Genomic DNA, 15,389 nt, shown 5'->3' on the forward strand with positions numbered 1-15,389 from the left:
CGGTTGTCTGGCATAAACCCGCAGCGTCTAGGGCCTGGGTTCCCATGCCCTAGGGATAACCTCACTGGTTGTGGACACCTTGTTTGCGCCACCGGGCGAAAACTGGCAGCGCGTCTCGCCGCAGCTGCGTTCGCTGCGCCGGACGCTGCTGCTCATCTGGCTCGGCATCGGCACGGTCGCCGCGATCATGCTGCTCGGGATCTTCCTCAGCTGGCTGCTGGTGATCCCGGTGCTGGCCGTGGCCGCCGTGGGGTTCGCGTGGGGCTGGGTGCTGGCGGGGCGCAACTGGGCGTCCTGGGGGTACGCCGAGCGAGCCGACGATCTGCTGGTCACGCACGGTGTGCTGTTCAAGGAGCTGGTCGTTGTGCCGTACGGCCGGATGCAGTTCGTCGACGTCACCGCCGGGCCGATGGACCGCCGGTTCGGCATCGCGAAGGTCGAGCTGCACACCGCGTCCACCGCGACCGATGCCGTGATCCCGGGGCTGACGCCGGAAGAGGCCGAGCGCCTGCGCGACCGGCTGGCCGCGCTCGGCGAGGCAAGGGCAGCCGGACTGTGAGCGACCCGGAGCCCGTCGTCGGCAGGTCAGCGGCATCGGATCGATCCGAGCCGAACGGCGCTGAGCCGGCTGGTGTTGAGCCGGCTCGTGCGACGCCGAACGGCGAGGCCGTGGACAGCCCGGCCGACCTGAACGGCTCCGAGCAACCCAGTCCTGAGGAACCCAGCCCCGAGCAACCCGGCTCCGGTGAACCCCCGTCTGGGCTGCCGGGCACCGAGCTGCGCCGGCTGCACCCGTTCACCCCCTTGTTACGCGGCTGGAAGTTCTTCGCGATCGCGGTCGCCGCCCTCGGCCAGGACGCGATCCGCGACCTCAACCTCAAGCTGTTCGGCCTGCAGCTCGCCGGCGCGATCATCATCGGCCTCGTGCTCGGCCTGCTGTCGTGGTGGTTCACCAAGTACCGCATCGAAGGCGACGTCCTCCGCGTCGACAGCGGCTTCCTGTTCCGCCGCTCGCGCCGGATCCGGCTCGACCGCCTGCAAGCCGTCGACATCGTGCGCCCGGTGCTGGCCCGCCTGCTCGGCGTCGCCGAACTCCGGCTCGAGGTCGCCGGCGGCGGGCGTACGGAAGCTCCGCTGGCCTACCTCTCCGAGGCGGGTGCGCACCAGCTGCGCGCCGAACTGCTGGCGCGTGCCGCCGGCCTCGACGCCGACACCCCGGAAGCGCCCGAGTCGCAGCTGGTGGCGGTGCCTGCGGGTGTCCTGTTCGCCTCGACGATCGTGTCGGCGCCGTTCCTGGTCTCGCTGCTCGGCTTCGTGGTGGTCGCGATCACGACGGTCTACCTCCGCGAGGTCGTCGGGCTGGCGTTCCTGGTGCCCTGGGCGCTGGGCGGCGTCGGTGTGCTGTGGCAGCAGTTCATCGCGGAGTACGGCTTCACCGTCAGCGAGTCGCCCGACGGCCTGCGGATCCGCAAGGGCCTGCTCGACACGGTCGCCCAGACGGTGCCGCCGGGGCGGGTCCAGGGCGTCGAGATCGAGCAGCAGTTCCTGTGGCGGCCGAAGGGCTGGGTGCGGTTGTCGGTCGACGTCGCGGGTTATGGCCGGGGCGACGGCGACGGCCAGAAGTCGTCCACGCTGCTGCCGGTGGCGCCGTGGCCGGTGGCTCTCGGCCTGCTGCAGCGGGTCCTGCCGGGCGTCGACGTCGACAGCGTGCCGCGGGTGATGGCGCCTCGGGCCGCGCGCTGGCTGCGGCCGATCGGCTGGAAATACCTCCGCCACGGCGTCGACGAGCGTGTGTTCGTCACCGACCGCGGCTGGCTGACCAAGCGGATCGCGGTGGTGCCGCACGCGAAAATGCAGAGCGTACGGATCGAGCAGGGACCGATCCAGCGCCGCCTCGGGCTGGCCACCGTCCACGTCGACACCCCGGACGGCCCGGTCAACGCAGTCGCCCTCCACCGCAGCTCGGGCATCGCCCGCGAAGTCGCCGAACACGAGGCCGAGCTGTCCCGCGAGGCGCGCCGGATCGCCGTACCGGAACGCTGGATGAGCAGGTAGCACCCCGTACCGGCCGGTCCGGAGACCGTGGTGCGCTGCTACTTCCTGCGGTGCGCTTCTCCAGGTCGATCGAGCGGAGCGAATCCTCGAACGGCGGCTGTCGTGCTGCCGCCGAAGCCTCATAGCCCGCGGAGCTGCCGCAGCCACTGGAAGTCGCCGAGTCCGCCGGGTGCGACCAGCTCCGACTGCTCGCTGGCCCGCGCCAGCGCGGCGAGGTAGCCGGCCGGATCGGTACGCGCCATCGCGAGCGGCGGCCGCCGCGGATCGAGCCCGAGCGACCGGAGCGCGTCGCCCTGCCGGCTCAAGGTCGTGCCGGTCGCGCCCGCCGCCTCGCCGGCCGCGGCCACCGCGTCGATCGCGACGTGGGCGGTGACGTCGCACGATCCGTCCGGCACCGGGTGCACCATCTGCCCGCCGCGGTAGCCGGTCAGCGTGCCGTCGTACGGCCGCGAGTCCGCCAGGTGCCCGTAGTCGACCGCGACCAGGACGCCCCGTCGTACCTGCCGTACGGCGAACGCCCAGGCGTCGTCCCGTGGGCGTCCGATCTCCGCTCGGCTGCCCGGCGACGCAGAGTCGAGCGGCCACCACTGCCGCAGCCAGGCCTCGTCCGCACCCGACACGGGATCGCCGAGCCGCTCCTCGCCGCCCTCGGATGCCACGTCGACGAGCACCATCCGCGCGACACCGTGCGAGTCGACCTCCGCCACGTCCAGCGGCACGTTGTCGAGCCACTCGTTCGCGACCACCAGCGCGCCCGACACCTCCGGCAGCCGCCCGACCCAGGTCACCGCCGCCGGCAGCTCGGGCGGCCGCTCGGCGACCTCGACGCCACACAGGCCGAGCTCCGGATCGAGCTGGTGGAGCGCCGCCAGCAGCTCGCCCCGCCCGGCCCCGACGTCGACAACGGTGTCCAGCTCGTACTGCCGCGCCAGCGAGAGCAGTGCCTCAGCGTAGACCGGCGACACGTGTACGGAGGTACGGAAATGGTCGGCCGGAGCTTGCGTACGGAAGAAGCCGTCCGGCCCGTAGAGCGCCGCGCTCATCGCCTCGCGCCAGGTCCGCCAGATCGCCATCGCGCGCCAGTCTCCCATAGATATCGTGATATCTTGATATCCATGGTCAAGGGATCCAGTGGAACGAAGAACATGCTGCTGCGGCTCGACCCGGAGCTGGCCGAGCGGCTGCAGGCGGTCGCCGACGTCGAGGGCCGCTCGGTCTCCGACGTGGCGCGCGAGGCGATCGCCGCCCTCGTCGACCAGCGTCGCGGCGACCAGCAGTTCGTCGCCCTGCTCGAGGCGAGCCTCGAACGCCACCGCCGCACGCTCGATCTGCTGCGTGAGGACGGCGACGACGAGTGAAACTTCCCGACTACCCCGACGTGCTTGCAATCGCCGGCCGCACGATGAGCTGCGACAGCCGTACGGTCGTCGACCGCACGAATCTCGACAAGCTCGCACCGGTGCTGCGTGCCATGCATACGTCAGCCGGCTCGGGCGATGTCGTTACGGCGGCGGCCACCTTGCTGCACGGACTCGTGCGTGAGAAGCCGTTCCGCGGCCCCAACCGGCGGATCGCGGTGCTGGCGACGCTGCATCTCCTGGAGCTGAACGGGCTCGACCTGGAGCTGGATCCCCTCGAGCTCAACAAGCTGCTCGACGACCTGGCGTCCGGGGCGACGTCTGTGTCGTACCTGACCCATCAGCTGCGGGGCATGGTGCGCCCGCTGCGCAACGAACTCACCACCGTGGAGGGGAACATGTTCGAACGCTTCACCGACCGCGCGAGGCGGGTTGTCGTCCTGGCCCAGGAAGAGGCCCGGATGCTCAGCCACAACTACATCGGCACGGAGCACATCCTGCTCGGCCTGATCCGAGAGGGTGAGGGCGTTGCCGCCAAGGCCCTGGAGAGTCTCGGTATCTCGTTGGAGGCTGTCCGCGCCCAGGTCGAGGAGATCATCGGCCAGGGTCAGCAGGCGCCGAGCGGTCATATCCCGTTCACACCGAGGGCCAAGAAGGTGCTGGAGCTGTCGTTGCGCGAGGCGATGCAGCTCGGTCATGACTACATCGGCACCGAGCACATCCTCCTCGGCCTGATCCGGGAGGGCGAGGGTGTGGCCGCCCAGGCGCTGATCAAGGTCGGCGCCGACCTGGGCCGCGCCCGGCAGCAGGTGATCGAGCTGATCTCCGCCGGTGAGGGCGACCCGGCGCCGGAGGATATGCCGCCGCGGGTGGGCGGTTTCTCGGGCCGGCGCGGGCTGCTGATGAAGGAGCTCACCGCCGTACTCGACGAGAACGAACGCCTGCACGCGGAGCTGGCCCGAGCCCGGGAGCTGCTGCGCCGCCACGGCATCGACCCGGACGAGCCCGACCTCCCGTTCGGCGACATCGTGAACGACTGATCGCGGGCGCGCGAATGTCCGTCCGACCTGCCGGCGGTGGTGCGGTCGAACCCCGACTGCCTCGAGACCACTGTCGCGCAGGCCGGCGACCGCAGCATCGGCGACGCGCTCTGCTACACAGCGGATACCGCGCCGCCCTGCCCTGCGATTGACGAGCTCGCGGCGGCTGCTCGATCCTGCTGATCCTCACCCGCCTCAGAGCGTGGCAGGACCACCCGATGCTGCCGGCCGAAGCCGCCGCGAGCGCGTTGACCGCAGCGCTGGGCGAGGTGCTCGACCGGGTGCGTGCCGGTCGGCGGGTGGACGTCGACTGCGTTGGCGGTCACGGGCACACCGAAACCCCGGCGCAGGAGTTGTTCGTCGCCGGCTTCGTCAACCCGGAGGATGACGCGCCTCAACCCGCGGGCTGACGCCTGCCGCCATGGCGGCAACGTACGCTTCGAGGTTGTGCGACAGCACCGGGTCTACGAATGGCTGCGCCGGCATCCCTATGTCGTCGACGCGGCCATCACGGGCCTGCTCGCATTCGTCTTCTACGTGATGTACGGCAACGGCGCAAGCGGCCACCCGGTCATCTCGCTGTTCCTGCTGGCCCCACTGATCTGGCGCCGGCACTATCCCGCGACGGTCTTCGCGATCATCGCGCTCACCTGCTTCGTCCAGCTGTTCCTCGTCCACACGGCGATCCCGGTCAACGTGACGTTCCTGGTCGCGCTCTACGCCGTCAGCGCCTACTCCCTGCGGCGCTGGGCCCGGTTCGGTGCACTGGCGGTCGGGGTTCTCGGCGCGTTCCTGGCCGTGGTGAGCACGTTCAGCACACCTGTGAACAGCGGCGACGGCCTGCGGCCGTTCATGATGGCGTTCGCGCTCATCGCGGCCAGTGTCGCGTTCGTCTGGACGCTCGGCGACCTGATGCGCACCCGCCGGGCCTACATCGGCGAGCTGGAGCAGCGTGCGATCCGCCTCGAAGTCGAACGTGAGCAGGAGACCCAGATCGCGCGGAACGCCGAGCGGGCGAGGATCGCGCGTGAGTTCCACGACGTCGTGGCCCACTCGCTGGCGGTCGTGATCGCGCAGGCCGACGGCGGATCGTACGCCGGCAAGGAGAGTCCCCAGGCCGCGATGCGCGCGCTCGAGACGATCGGCGTCACCGGCCGGCAGGCGTTGAGCGAGATGCGCCGGCTGCTCGGCGTCCTCCGTACCGAAAGCGACGACAACGGCCAGTTCGCACCGCAGCCCGACCTCTCGCGGATCGGCGAGCTGATCGCGCGGATCCGTTCCGGCGGCCTGCGCGTCGAGCTCGACGTCCAGGGTGAGCCGCGCAAGCTTCCGCCCGGGCTGGAGCTCGCCGCCTACCGCATCGTCCAGGAGGCGCTGACCAACACGCTCAAGCACGGCGGGCCGGCCGCCACCGCGAAGGTGACGATCACCTATGCCGAGCGCCGCTTGCAGGTTCGGGTCGTGGACGATGGCCGGGGAGCGGCCGCCCACAGCGACGGCCGCGGGCAAGGGCTGCATGGCATGCGCGAACGCGTGGCACTGCACGGCGGCGAGCTGCGGGCCGCCCCACGAGCCGGCGGCGGCTTCGAGCTGTTCGCCGACCTGCCCTACCCCCAAGAGGCGATGGAGAAGCCCTACGCCTACGAGCACAAGGAGAACGGTTGAGTATCCGCGTGTTCCTCGTCGACGACCAGGAGTTGGTGCGCGCCGGCTTCCGGATGGTCGTCGACTCCCAACCAGACATGGAGGTCGTCGGCGAGGCAGGCAACGGCGGCGACGCGCTGGCCAAGCTCGCCGCCACCGCGGCCGACGTCGTGCTGATGGACGTACGCATGCCTGGCATGGACGGCGTACAGGCCACCAAAGCCCTTCGTGCCAAGGCCGGAGCGCCGCAGGTGCTGGTGCTGACGACGTTCGACCTCGACGAGTACGTCTTCTCCGCGGTCAAGGCCGGAGCGTCCGGTTTCCTGCTGAAGGACGCGCCGCCAGGCGACCTGCTGGCCGGCATCCGCGCCGTCCACTCCGGCGACGCCGTAGTCGCGCCGAGCGCCACCAGACGTCTGCTCGAACGCTTCGCGCCCCACCTGCCCGACGACTCCGCACCCGCCGACACCAGGGTCGACACGCTGACCGACCGCGAACGCGAAGTCCTGCTGGAAGTCGCGCGCGGCCTGTCCAACGCCGAGATCGCCGCGCGGATGTTCCTCTCCGAAGCGACGGTGAAGACCCACATCGGGCGCATCCTCGGAAAGCTCGGGCTGCGCGACCGCGTGCAGCTGGTGGTGTTCGCCTACGAGAACGCCCTGGTTCGTCCCGGAGGCTGACCCCTACGACTCAAGGCCGACCCCTCAACCCTTGGTTGTACGTTCGAATGACCACCTCAAGGCTGATGTGCCGGCACCCCCGTTTCCAATAGCTTCGCCACCATGCAAAGTGCGATGACGAACCTCCGCGCGGCGACCGGCGCCCGCGAACTGGTGAAGGTCTATGGCTCCGGTGCCGCAGCGGTCCGAGCGCTCGACGGGGTGACCGTCGACCTGCACGCCGGCCGGTTCACCGCGATCATGGGGCCTTCGGGTTCCGGGAAGTCCACGTTGATGCACTGCCTGGCCGGGCTCGACGCCGCCAGCGGCGGGCAGGCGTTCCTCGGCGACACCGAGCTCACCGGGCTTTCCGACAAACAGCTCACAATCCTGCGCAGGGAACGCGTCGGCTTCGTGTTCCAGGCGTTCAACCTGCTGCCGACGCTCACCGCCCAGCAAAACATCCTGCTGCCGCTCGAGCTCGCCGGCCGCAAGCCCGACAAGCAGTGGTTCGAGCAGCTGTGTGAGGTGCTGGGCATCGGGGATCGCCTGTCGCACCGGCCTTCCGAGCTTTCCGGCGGCCAGCAGCAGCGGGTCGCGGTGGCGCGGGCGCTGATCACGCGGCCCGAGGTCGTCTTCGCCGACGAGCCCACCGGCAACCTCGACTCCCGTTCCGGAGCGGAGGTGCTGTCGTTCCTACGCAACTCCGTGCGCGAGCTCGGCCAGACCGTGGTGATGGTGACGCACGACCCGACGGCGGCTTCCTACTCCGACCGCGTGCTGCTGCTTGCCGACGGCCGGATGGTGGGCGAGATCCTGGAGCCGACCGCCGACACCGTACTCAGCGCGATCCGGCAGCTGGGGGCCTGACCGTGCGCCGGATTCTCACCGCCTCGTTGAAGGGGCACGCCCGCCGGTTCGTCGCGGGCGGGATCGCGATCGTGCTGAGCGTCGCCTACGTCGCGGCCGTGCTGATCGCGATCGACTCGGCCAAACAGACGCTGCAGAACGCCTTCGGCCTGCACTACGCCGCTGCCGATCTCGTCATCACACCCAAGGAAGGGCAGCTGGCGCCTGAGGTCGTCGACAAGGTCAGGAACGCCCCCGGCGTCGAGGCCGTCGCGGTCGACTCCTCGGCCTACCTCGAGACGCGTTATCCCAACGGCTCCAAGGCCTTCGCCCAGGTCGCTTCGGTGCCGCAGGACAAGGAGCTGCGCTGGCAGGAAGCCTCGTCCGGACGACTGCCCGAACGCGACGGCGAGGTCGCGGCTTCGGCCCGCCTGGTCAAGAGCAAGGGGATCAAGCTGGGCTCGACGGTCGAGCTCCACGCCTATGGCAAGTCCGGGCGTACGTTCAAGGTCGTCGGCCTGATCGACGCGGCGTGGGTGGCCAACGCCGGCGACTTCTTCATGCCCGAGTCCTCGATCGCTTCGTTCAACCAGGGCGGCCCGCCGTCGGGTGACCTCCTGGTCCGCACGAGCGGCGACGCCTCCGCCGCGGCGATCAAGGCTGCCGCCGGCCCGGGCGCGACCGCGATGACCGGGCAGCAGAAGGTCGACGAGATGGTCGCGGCGTTCACCGGCGGGATCAACATGATCGGCGGGATGCTCCTGGGCTTCGCCGCGATCGCGATGTTCGTCTCGCTGCTCGTCGTGGCCAACACGTTCACGATCATGATCGCGCAGCGGGCGCGGGAGCTGGCGCTGTTCCGATGCGTCGGTGCCGGCAAGGGACAGGTGTTCCGGGCGGTGCTCGCCGAGTCGTTGCTGCTGGGCACCGGCTTCGCACTGGTGGGCGCGATCGCCGGGATCGGTGTGGCGCAGATCGGCCTGCAGGTGGTCGGGCGGTTCGCCGAGCTCAACGTGCCGCTCGACCTCGCGCTGCGGCCGTTCGCCCTGCTGATTCCGTTCGTGATCGGGGTGCTGACCACGGTGGCGGCGGTACTCGCGCCGGCTCGACGGGCGACCCGCGTGCCTCCGCTCGCGGCTCTGCACCCGGAGGCGGCCGTACGCGTCCGTTCCAAGGCCGGTGCGGTGCGGCTGGTGCTCGGCGCGCTCCTGCTGCTCGGCGGTGGCGCCCTGCTCGCGGTCGGCATGCAGGGCACGACCTCGGCGGCCGGCATGCTGGTGGGGATCGCGGGCGGCGTCGTGTCGTTCCTCGGCGTGCTGCTGTTCGCGCCGATCCTGGCTCCGGCGGCGGTGCGGTTGCTCGGGCTGGTCGCGCGTACCGGTGGCGTACCCGGCAAGGTCGCGATCGGCAACGCGGTGCGCAACCCCCGGCGTACCGCGGCGACGGCCTCGGCTCTGCTGGTCGGCGTCACGCTGATCTGCATGCTCGTCGTCGGTGCGGCCTCGTCCCAGGCAACGGTCAACAAGACGCTCGACGACCAGTTCCCGTTCGACGTCGTGGTGTCGCTGGAGGGCGGCGGCCTGCCGGAGAAGGCGTCTGATCCGCCCGATGCCCTGCCGGCGAGCACGGCCAAGGCCCTGGCCGACGTCGACGGGATCGACACGGTGCTCACGGTGCCCAGCGTGACCGGACAGCTGAAGGGCATGGAGTCCCCGGTCGTGGTGAGCGGGATCGACATGAAGCAGGCAGCCTCGGTGGTCCGCAACCCGCGGCCGCTCGACGGCCTGCAGCCGGGCGTCGTCGTACTGTCGCCGTCGATGGCCGGCGCGGTGTCCGCCTCCAACGGCTCGACGCTCCGCGTGTCCGTGGGCTCGCGGTCGCTCGACCTGAAGGTCCGCGTGATCAACGAGATGGTCACACCGGAGGTCATGGTCACCACCAGCGACCTGTCGAAGCTGAGCAGCTCGCCGGTGCTCACCGAGGTCTGGGCCAAGACCGACACGGGTGTCGACGCGCAGAAGCTGGTCAAGGGCGTGAAGGAATCGCTGACCACCGTCCCCGACGCGATGGTGGGCGGCTCGTTCGCCGAACGCGCGCTGTACGCCCGGATCCTCGACGTCCTGCTCATCGTGGCCACCGGCATGCTCGCCATGGCCGTCGCGATCGCCCTGGTCGGCGTCGGCAACACGCTGAGCCTGTCGGTGCTCGAGCGGACCCGGGAGAACGCCTTGCTGCGGGCGCTCGGCCTGACCCGCGGCCAGCTGCGGGGAACGCTGGCGATCGAGGCACTGCTGATCTCGGGCAGCGCCGTCCTCATCGGCCTGCTGCTCGGATCCCTGTACGGCTACGCCGGAACGGCAGCCCTGCTGGGAGCGGCGCAGGAAGTGGGCTCGATCCAACTGTCGATCCCCTGGCCGCGAATGGCGTTGATCGTGCTGGTGGCACTGGGGGCTGGGCTGCTCGCCTCGGTGCTGCCGGCCAGGCGGGCGGCAAAAGTACCGCCGGCCGCCGCGCTGGGAGACGAGTAGGGGCTGCGCCCAGTTGAGCCGTCCCTCACCACGGCGGGATCCACCAGGGACGCCTCAGCCGGCCGCACTCGTCTTCAACCGCTGGCCAGCGCCGTTTGGCGCTGGCCAGCACCAGCGTGTCCAGTGCAGGCCGCGCCGGCTCCGCCCGCCTGATCCGCCGCGAGAAACCGTTGGAGCGGCTTTCCGCCGGCCGGGCTACGTGGGGCGATCGCTGGCGACGCCGCTCTAGGGGGTGTCCTGTAAGTGTCGCCGGGCTGCGGCGGCCCTGGCCCCACGCTGGCTGCGTTGGACGAAGATCGCCCGTATGACCGATACGAACGACTCCGCCCGCCTTGCCAGCCCGGCGCCAGGACCGTCCTCGCTAGCCACCGACACTTACAGGACACCCCCTAGGCGTTGAGTCCCCAGATGAGGCCCAGAACCACGAGGATGCCGAGCAGCGCCAGGCCGAGAAAGCTGTAACTGATCGCGAGCCCCGCTATCGCCAGCGCGCGGCCCTCGGTGCCGTCCCGCTTGATCTTGCCCAGCGCGAGGTGCCCGAGAATGATCGACGGGACGATGGTGATGCCCGTGAACGGCACCAGGATGCCGAGCGCGAGCGACGCCGTCGCCATCGGCTCGGTCGGTTTGGGGGAGACACCCGTCCACTTGCGCGGTGCGCCCTCGGGCAGGTCGCGCACGAGGCGGCTCAGCTCGCCGTGCGTCTGGGCCCTCATCACCTGGTCGAGTCGCTCTTCGTACTCGTTCCAGTCCAGTCGTCCGTCGGCGTGTGCGGACTTGAGGACGTCAGCCGCCCGGTCGCGATCGGCGTCCGCAGCGCGCATGGGATCCCAGTTGCCACGCGTCGGATCCCAGTTGGCCGGCAAGCTCATCCCTTGGTCCTCCTGATCGACGGTGCGTCCTATTCTGCGCCGTCAGCTGGAGGACTCGCCAGCCACGCGCTCGACCGCCCCAACGGCAACGGGCCGGCCCAACCTGCTCTCAGCTACCGATGCCGATGATCACATAGAGCAGGAACGGTATGAAACCCAGTGCCGCCGTGACGTAGCCGATCGACAGGCCCGCCACCGCGAACCCGTGGCCCTCGGTTCCCTCCCGTTTGATCTTGCTCAGCGCGATGTGCCCCGTGATGATCGCCGGAATCGTGGTCGCACCGCAGGTCAGCGGCGCGAGAATACCGAGAACGAGCGACGCGGTCGCCGTGCCTTCTGTGGGCCGAGGCGACGGCGGGCCCCAGTTGCGTACGGCGGGGTACCGATCCGCCGGTGCGACCGGTAACGCACCCTGCGGCAGGTCTTCGATCAGCCGCCGCAGCTCGCCGTAGGTCTGAGCCTTCATCACGCGGTCCAGCCGCTGATGATGCTCGTCCCAGCTCAGCCGGCCTTCGGCCACAGCGGACTTGAGTACGTCGGCGACTCGTTCACGGTCAGCATCAGCCGCACGCATCGGGTCCCAGTTCTGGTTTCCACGCATCGGATCCCAGTTGGCCGGCAAGCTCATCCCAAGGCCCTCCCGTTCAGCGGTACTCTCCCATTTTGCACGCTGAGCCTGGGAATTCGCTCACTCATGTGACCCTTAGATGTCCCTTACGGGATCACGTCGAGAGACCTGCGGCATACGGCCAGTGTTCCCTGGTCAGTGCCTGGAGTGCCGCCGCGTTCAGCATGGAGAACGCCAGCTCGAAGCCCTGCTCGGCGCCCGTACGTTCGAGGTTGCGCAGGAACCGGATGCCGGCCGGTCCGAGTGACGTGACTTCCCTCGCATCGACCACCACTCGATGCAGGTCGTCGAGCCGCTCGAGCAGGGTCACTTCCGACAGCGCCCAGTCGAGCTGCTCCTGCATGCCACCGTCGATGTCGCCCGCGAGAAAAACGACGATCTCTTTGCTCGCGCGGTCGACCACTCGGACTTGGCCCATTGCGCTCACCTCCGCAATGCTGAGGGCACATCTGTCACCAGTGTGAGCGGTTTGGCTACGAAACGCCAGAGCCCAACGCCTCACGAATGGCATCCGGGTAGTCCGTGGTGATCCCGTCGACGCCCAGCTCGCGGGCCTTGGCCAGCACGTCGACGTCGTTGACCGGCCAGGTGAACACGCCAAGACCCGCCTCATGCGCCCGTTCGACCAGTTCCGGGCCGAGCTTGCCGATTCCGGGGCACACAATCGAGGCACCGAGCGACATGGCGGTCTCCACCGACTCGGCGGGGGCACCGGAATAGATCAAGCCCGTGCGTACCTCCGGTAGGTATTCCTTCGCGACGGACAAGACGTCAGCGTGGAAAGACGTGACAGTGATCCGGTCCAGCAGCCCACGGTCGCGAATCGTGTCGATCGCCGCGCGCGCCGCATCCATCGTCTTGATTTCGGCCTGGATTGGCACGGTCACGACGTCGAGCACCTCGTCAAACGTGGGTACTGATTCACCCAATCCGGCGTCCAACTGCTTGATCTCGGCCAGTGTCATACCCGCGACGTCACCCGTGCCATTGGTGGTTCTCTCCACGTTTCCGTCATGGAGGATCACCAGCTGTCCATCCTTGCTGAGCCAAAGATCCAGCTCGATTTCATCCACTCCTTCCCGCTCGGCCCGGAGAAAGGAGCGAAGGGTGTTCTCGGGCTCAAGTCCCATAGCTCCGCGGTGCCCAACGACGGTGAACGTCACGGTGTCTTCCTGTCTGGTTCGAGGTCTATTTGTCCGGCGTGTTGAGGCAGGTACGGATATGGCCTGCCCTGCGCGCGCCTGAGCCTTACAAACCCGTAACCTTAGATGCCACGACCGACGATGCGGACGGCGGCTTTTCGTCCTGCGGACGGCGTACAGGTCACGGCCCATACTCCGGCCCGGGAATGCGATGACCGGCTTTGAGAGGCTGCGCACCGGAAGATGTGCGCCGGGATTGCTGCCGAGTCTTCACGGGTACATCCCAACCGGCAACCAAATATTGCCAAAATTTGCGAAGATCGTGCGCTGGTCCTATCGTATGTACGGCCCCCCACGTAATTCGAGAAGGGAACTGCAGTGGCACAGAAGGTGTTAGTCGCCCTCGTTGATGACGTCGACGGTTCGGAGGCTGACGAGAGCGTTAAGTTCGCCTTGGATGGCGTCGCCTATGAAATCGACCTGTCCTCCAAGAACGCGCAGAAGCTGCGTGGCGTGCTCGAGCCCTACGTTGAGGTTGCTCGACGGACTGGTGGACGCGCATCCCGTGGACGCGGACGCCCGGCTCGTTCCGCTGCCGCTGGTGGTTCGTCGGGCGGTCGCAAGGCGGAAACCGCTGAAATTCGGGCTTGGGCGAAGGCTCAGGGCTACGACGTCAGCGACCGTGGCCGGATTCCCGCCGACATCATCGACGCGTTCCACAAGAAGCGCTGAAGCGTAACGAGTCAAAAGAGCCGTTTCGCGGCCTGAGCAAGTGCGTGTTGCGGGGTCTGGGGTCGCCCCCGGATAAGCCGCAGTCGCGCACGAACTCGGTGCCACCGCAGTGACAGTTCCCGACGCTCGAGGTTGCCTGCCGGCTGGTCCTCCGCCCAGCCGGGGCGCCATCGGTTCCGCGGCCGCTTCTCGCGCGTTGGCGCAACCCCATCGAATACCCCGCTCGGCGACCCGCCGAGCGGGGTTTGTTTTCCCAGTTGTTACCCAGCTCCCGCGTTTCCGGCTTATCCGGGTGCCCCAGGCTCTTGGCGCTGATCTTTCGGGATTGTGAATAAGTGCAAGCACTCTGCGACCGATGAGCGGACTGTGAGCATCTCTGGCAGTATTGGTGACGTATTGATCGGACGCCGGTGCAGCCCGTGGTCCATGGCTTGAGCCCATATGCGCGCTCCCATTTTCGAGCGACGGCCAGAGCGTCGATTGCCACCGATCTCGCCGACAATCCCAACGCGAATCCCGGCCACAACCGACACCTGTCGACGGTGTGCCCATGGGGACGAGGTGGCGAGGATTCTGCGACCCGATTGACGACAACCGGCGAGCGACACATCGCACAGCATCCGCTGCTGCCGCGCTACCAGCCGTTTGCTGGCACTTGGCTGCCACCGCTCCACCGAGTTGGCTCCAAGGCCAACGGCGCAGCCCCCACCGCGATCCGCCGACGGCCAGCGTTTGTGTCGCCGCCGCGCGCATTTTGGGCATCGCAGCGGGTGGGTCGTGGCTGCTTAGTCTTTGTGCCGCACCGGACACTGCGCCGAGCCGGTCTCCGAGCCAGATCACCGCTGATGCCGCTGATGTCGTCTCGCGGCATCGAGCCGAGGTCGCTCGCGCGGCCCGCGGGTGCTGAGCAGGCGGTGGTGACCGCCTCGTCTGTCGGACCGCACCGGACGCTGCCCCGGGCCAGCCTCGGGCGTTTGCCTCCGCTGCCGTGCCTTTGGGCCCCACCGAGTGTTGCGCTGTGCCAGCGTCCGCGTTGCATCGCCGCTGGCGGCGTATCGGCGCCTCGGGCCGCGGTCGCTTCCGTAGCCCACACGTGCTGTGCAGGGCGGCGGCTGTCTTGTCTTTGGGAGCCCGGGAAGGTTGCACTCGGTCGGCCTCGGTCGTCGCGCCGTGTGATGTCGCCGGTGGCGTGCCGGCCATCGAGCCGCACTCGCGCGGGCCGGACGGTGGCTGCCTTGTCTTTGGGGCACGCCGCATGTTCGCGCTGAGCCGGCCCTCGGCGCGGTTGCCGCTGATGGCGTAGTCGGCGCACCGGGCCGAGTCGCTGGCACGGGCCGCGCGGCGGGCGTGGCTGCTTTGTATGAGGTGACGCCGGCTGCGCTGTGGGCCCCCGCCGCCAGCGGGCGGCCGGGCAGGTCCGCAATGGCGGTCACAGACGCTCCTGGATGCGCCTGCGACCGGGCTCGTACTTGTCGGGCCTGCCGGGACCCGTCTGGCCACTGCCGTCGCCTCAGCCGATGCCGTGCCCCTGGCCGCGCCGAGGGCCGCTCTTCACGTCGCCCCAGCGGGGGCGCGGGGCCGTCTTCAGCTGATCCGGCGGCTCGACACCAAACTGCCAACCGCCGCCAGTGCCGCTGGCCCACCGCCACCCGTCACCGCTCGCCGCTGGCTGGGCGGGGCACGCGCTCAGCCGCTACCCCGGCCGTTCGACCGTCGTCTGGCCATCTGATCGCGGGCGCAGGCCGTAAGATCGCGACCACGTTCTGCCAGTCCGCACGCCTGAGATCGGTGGCCGGTGTCACGGTTCTTTGCCTATCCGTGACTGTTCGCTTCCGGCGTAACACCCACACTCTCGTGACGGAGGGGGAACAGAGGTACCGTC

The 15,389-nt window shown here is 69.1% G+C and carries 14 protein-coding genes and 1 pseudogene; 10 read left to right on the forward strand and 5 right to left on the reverse strand.

The window, feature by feature from the left end:
* Window positions 1-70 precede the first annotated feature (70 nt).
* Together ACYVF6_RS12045 and ACYVF6_RS12050 are read left to right on the forward strand one after the other, a co-directional pair.
* A complete protein-coding gene (locus tag ACYVF6_RS12045; protein ID WP_460520235.1) occupies window positions 71-559 on the forward strand; it encodes a PH domain-containing protein in 489 nt (162 codons plus the stop codon).
* Window positions 556-2,055: a PH domain-containing protein gene (locus tag ACYVF6_RS12050; protein ID WP_460520238.1), complete on the forward strand. Its 1,500-nt coding sequence runs from the start codon at window positions 556-558 to the stop codon at window positions 2,053-2,055. Before ACYVF6_RS12045 ends, ACYVF6_RS12050 begins: the two co-directional genes overlap by 4 nt.
* Before the next feature lie 119 nt (window positions 2,056-2,174).
* Here ACYVF6_RS12050 and ACYVF6_RS12055 read toward each other — a convergent pair whose 3' ends face one another.
* Entirely contained in the window at window positions 2,175-3,146 is a 972-nt protein-coding gene (locus ACYVF6_RS12055) for an SAM-dependent methyltransferase (protein ID WP_460520241.1), read from the reverse strand.
* Between the two features lie 24 nt (window positions 3,147-3,170).
* Here ACYVF6_RS12055 and ACYVF6_RS12060 point away from each other — a divergent pair, with 24 nt between their 5' ends.
* The 7 genes and pseudogenes from ACYVF6_RS12060 (at window position 3,171) to ACYVF6_RS12090 (ending at window position 10,133) form a co-directional block, all read left to right on the forward strand.
* Window positions 3,171-3,413 (forward strand): CopG family ribbon-helix-helix protein, encoded by a 243-nt coding sequence (locus ACYVF6_RS12060; protein WP_460520245.1) that lies wholly within the window; start codon window positions 3,171-3,173, stop codon window positions 3,411-3,413.
* Window positions 3,414-3,811: 398 nt separating this feature from the next.
* Window positions 3,812-4,255, forward strand: a pseudogene (locus ACYVF6_RS12065) (Clp protease N-terminal domain-containing protein); the annotation flags it as partial.
* Between the two features lie 416 nt (window positions 4,256-4,671).
* Entirely contained in the window at window positions 4,672-4,863 is a 192-nt protein-coding gene (locus ACYVF6_RS12070) for a hypothetical protein (protein WP_460520248.1), read from the forward strand.
* A gap of 37 nt (window positions 4,864-4,900) precedes the next feature.
* A complete protein-coding gene (locus ACYVF6_RS12075; protein WP_460520251.1) occupies window positions 4,901-6,118 on the forward strand; it encodes a sensor histidine kinase in 1,218 nt (405 codons plus the stop codon).
* On the forward strand, window positions 6,115-6,777 hold the full coding sequence (locus ACYVF6_RS12080; RefSeq protein ID WP_460520254.1) for a transcriptional regulator: 663 nt from the start codon (window positions 6,115-6,117) through the stop codon (window positions 6,775-6,777). Before ACYVF6_RS12075 ends, ACYVF6_RS12080 begins: the two co-directional genes overlap by 4 nt.
* Window positions 6,778-6,879: 102 nt before the next feature.
* Window positions 6,880-7,626, forward strand: coding sequence for an ABC transporter ATP-binding protein (locus tag ACYVF6_RS12085; RefSeq protein WP_460520257.1), 747 nt, complete (start codon window positions 6,880-6,882; stop codon window positions 7,624-7,626).
* 2 nt (window positions 7,627-7,628) lie between these two features.
* The gene (locus ACYVF6_RS12090) at window positions 7,629-10,133 is read left to right on the forward strand and encodes an ABC transporter permease (protein WP_460520260.1); all 2,505 of its coding nucleotides are present in this window, start codon (window positions 7,629-7,631) and stop codon (window positions 10,131-10,133) included.
* Window positions 10,134-10,522: 389 nt separating this feature from the next.
* Here the strand turns inward: ACYVF6_RS12090 and ACYVF6_RS12095 are convergent, their stop codons facing one another.
* From ACYVF6_RS12095 to ACYVF6_RS12110, 4 genes are all read right to left on the reverse strand, one after another.
* Complete coding sequence (locus ACYVF6_RS12095; protein ID WP_460520263.1) at window positions 10,523-11,005, reverse strand: DUF1707 and DUF4190 domain-containing protein; 483 nt, start codon at window positions 11,003-11,005, stop codon at window positions 10,523-10,525.
* Window positions 11,006-11,114: 109 nt separating this feature from the next.
* Complete coding sequence (locus ACYVF6_RS12100; protein WP_460520266.1) at window positions 11,115-11,633, reverse strand: DUF1707 and DUF4190 domain-containing protein; 519 nt, start codon at window positions 11,631-11,633, stop codon at window positions 11,115-11,117.
* A gap of 94 nt (window positions 11,634-11,727) precedes the next feature.
* Window positions 11,728-12,051: a hypothetical protein gene (locus ACYVF6_RS12105; RefSeq protein ID WP_460520269.1), complete on the reverse strand. Its 324-nt coding sequence runs from the start codon at window positions 12,049-12,051 to the stop codon at window positions 11,728-11,730.
* A gap of 55 nt (window positions 12,052-12,106) precedes the next feature.
* Window positions 12,107-12,796 (reverse strand): glycerophosphodiester phosphodiesterase, encoded by a 690-nt coding sequence (locus ACYVF6_RS12110; RefSeq protein ID WP_460520272.1) that lies wholly within the window; start codon window positions 12,794-12,796, stop codon window positions 12,107-12,109.
* 357 nt (window positions 12,797-13,153) lie between these two features.
* Here ACYVF6_RS12110 and ACYVF6_RS12115 point away from each other — a divergent pair, with 357 nt between their 5' ends.
* Window positions 13,154-13,507 (forward strand): histone-like nucleoid-structuring protein Lsr2, encoded by a 354-nt coding sequence (locus ACYVF6_RS12115; protein WP_460520275.1) that lies wholly within the window; start codon window positions 13,154-13,156, stop codon window positions 13,505-13,507.
* Window positions 13,508-15,389 lie beyond the last annotated feature (1,882 nt).

The organism is Flindersiella endophytica (genome assembly GCF_054779015.1).

Coding starts and splice junctions, on each gene's coding strand:
- ACYVF6_RS12100 (WP_460520266.1), bottom strand. CDS start 11,633: ATGAGCTTGCCGGCCAACTGGGATCCGATGCGTGGAAACCAGAACTGG.
- ACYVF6_RS12060 (WP_460520245.1), top strand. CDS start 3,171: ATGGTCAAGGGATCCAGTGGAACGAAGAACATGCTGCTGCGGCTCGAC.
- ACYVF6_RS12105 (WP_460520269.1), bottom strand. CDS start 12,051: ATGGGCCAAGTCCGAGTGGTCGACCGCGCGAGCAAAGAGATCGTCGTT.
- ACYVF6_RS12085 (WP_460520257.1), top strand. CDS start 6,880: ATGCAAAGTGCGATGACGAACCTCCGCGCGGCGACCGGCGCCCGCGAA.
- ACYVF6_RS12095 (WP_460520263.1), bottom strand. CDS start 11,005: ATGAGCTTGCCGGCCAACTGGGATCCGACGCGTGGCAACTGGGATCCC.
- ACYVF6_RS12055 (WP_460520241.1), bottom strand. CDS start 3,146: ATGGGAGACTGGCGCGCGATGGCGATCTGGCGGACCTGGCGCGAGGCG.
- ACYVF6_RS12070 (WP_460520248.1), top strand. CDS start 4,672: ATGCTGCCGGCCGAAGCCGCCGCGAGCGCGTTGACCGCAGCGCTGGGC.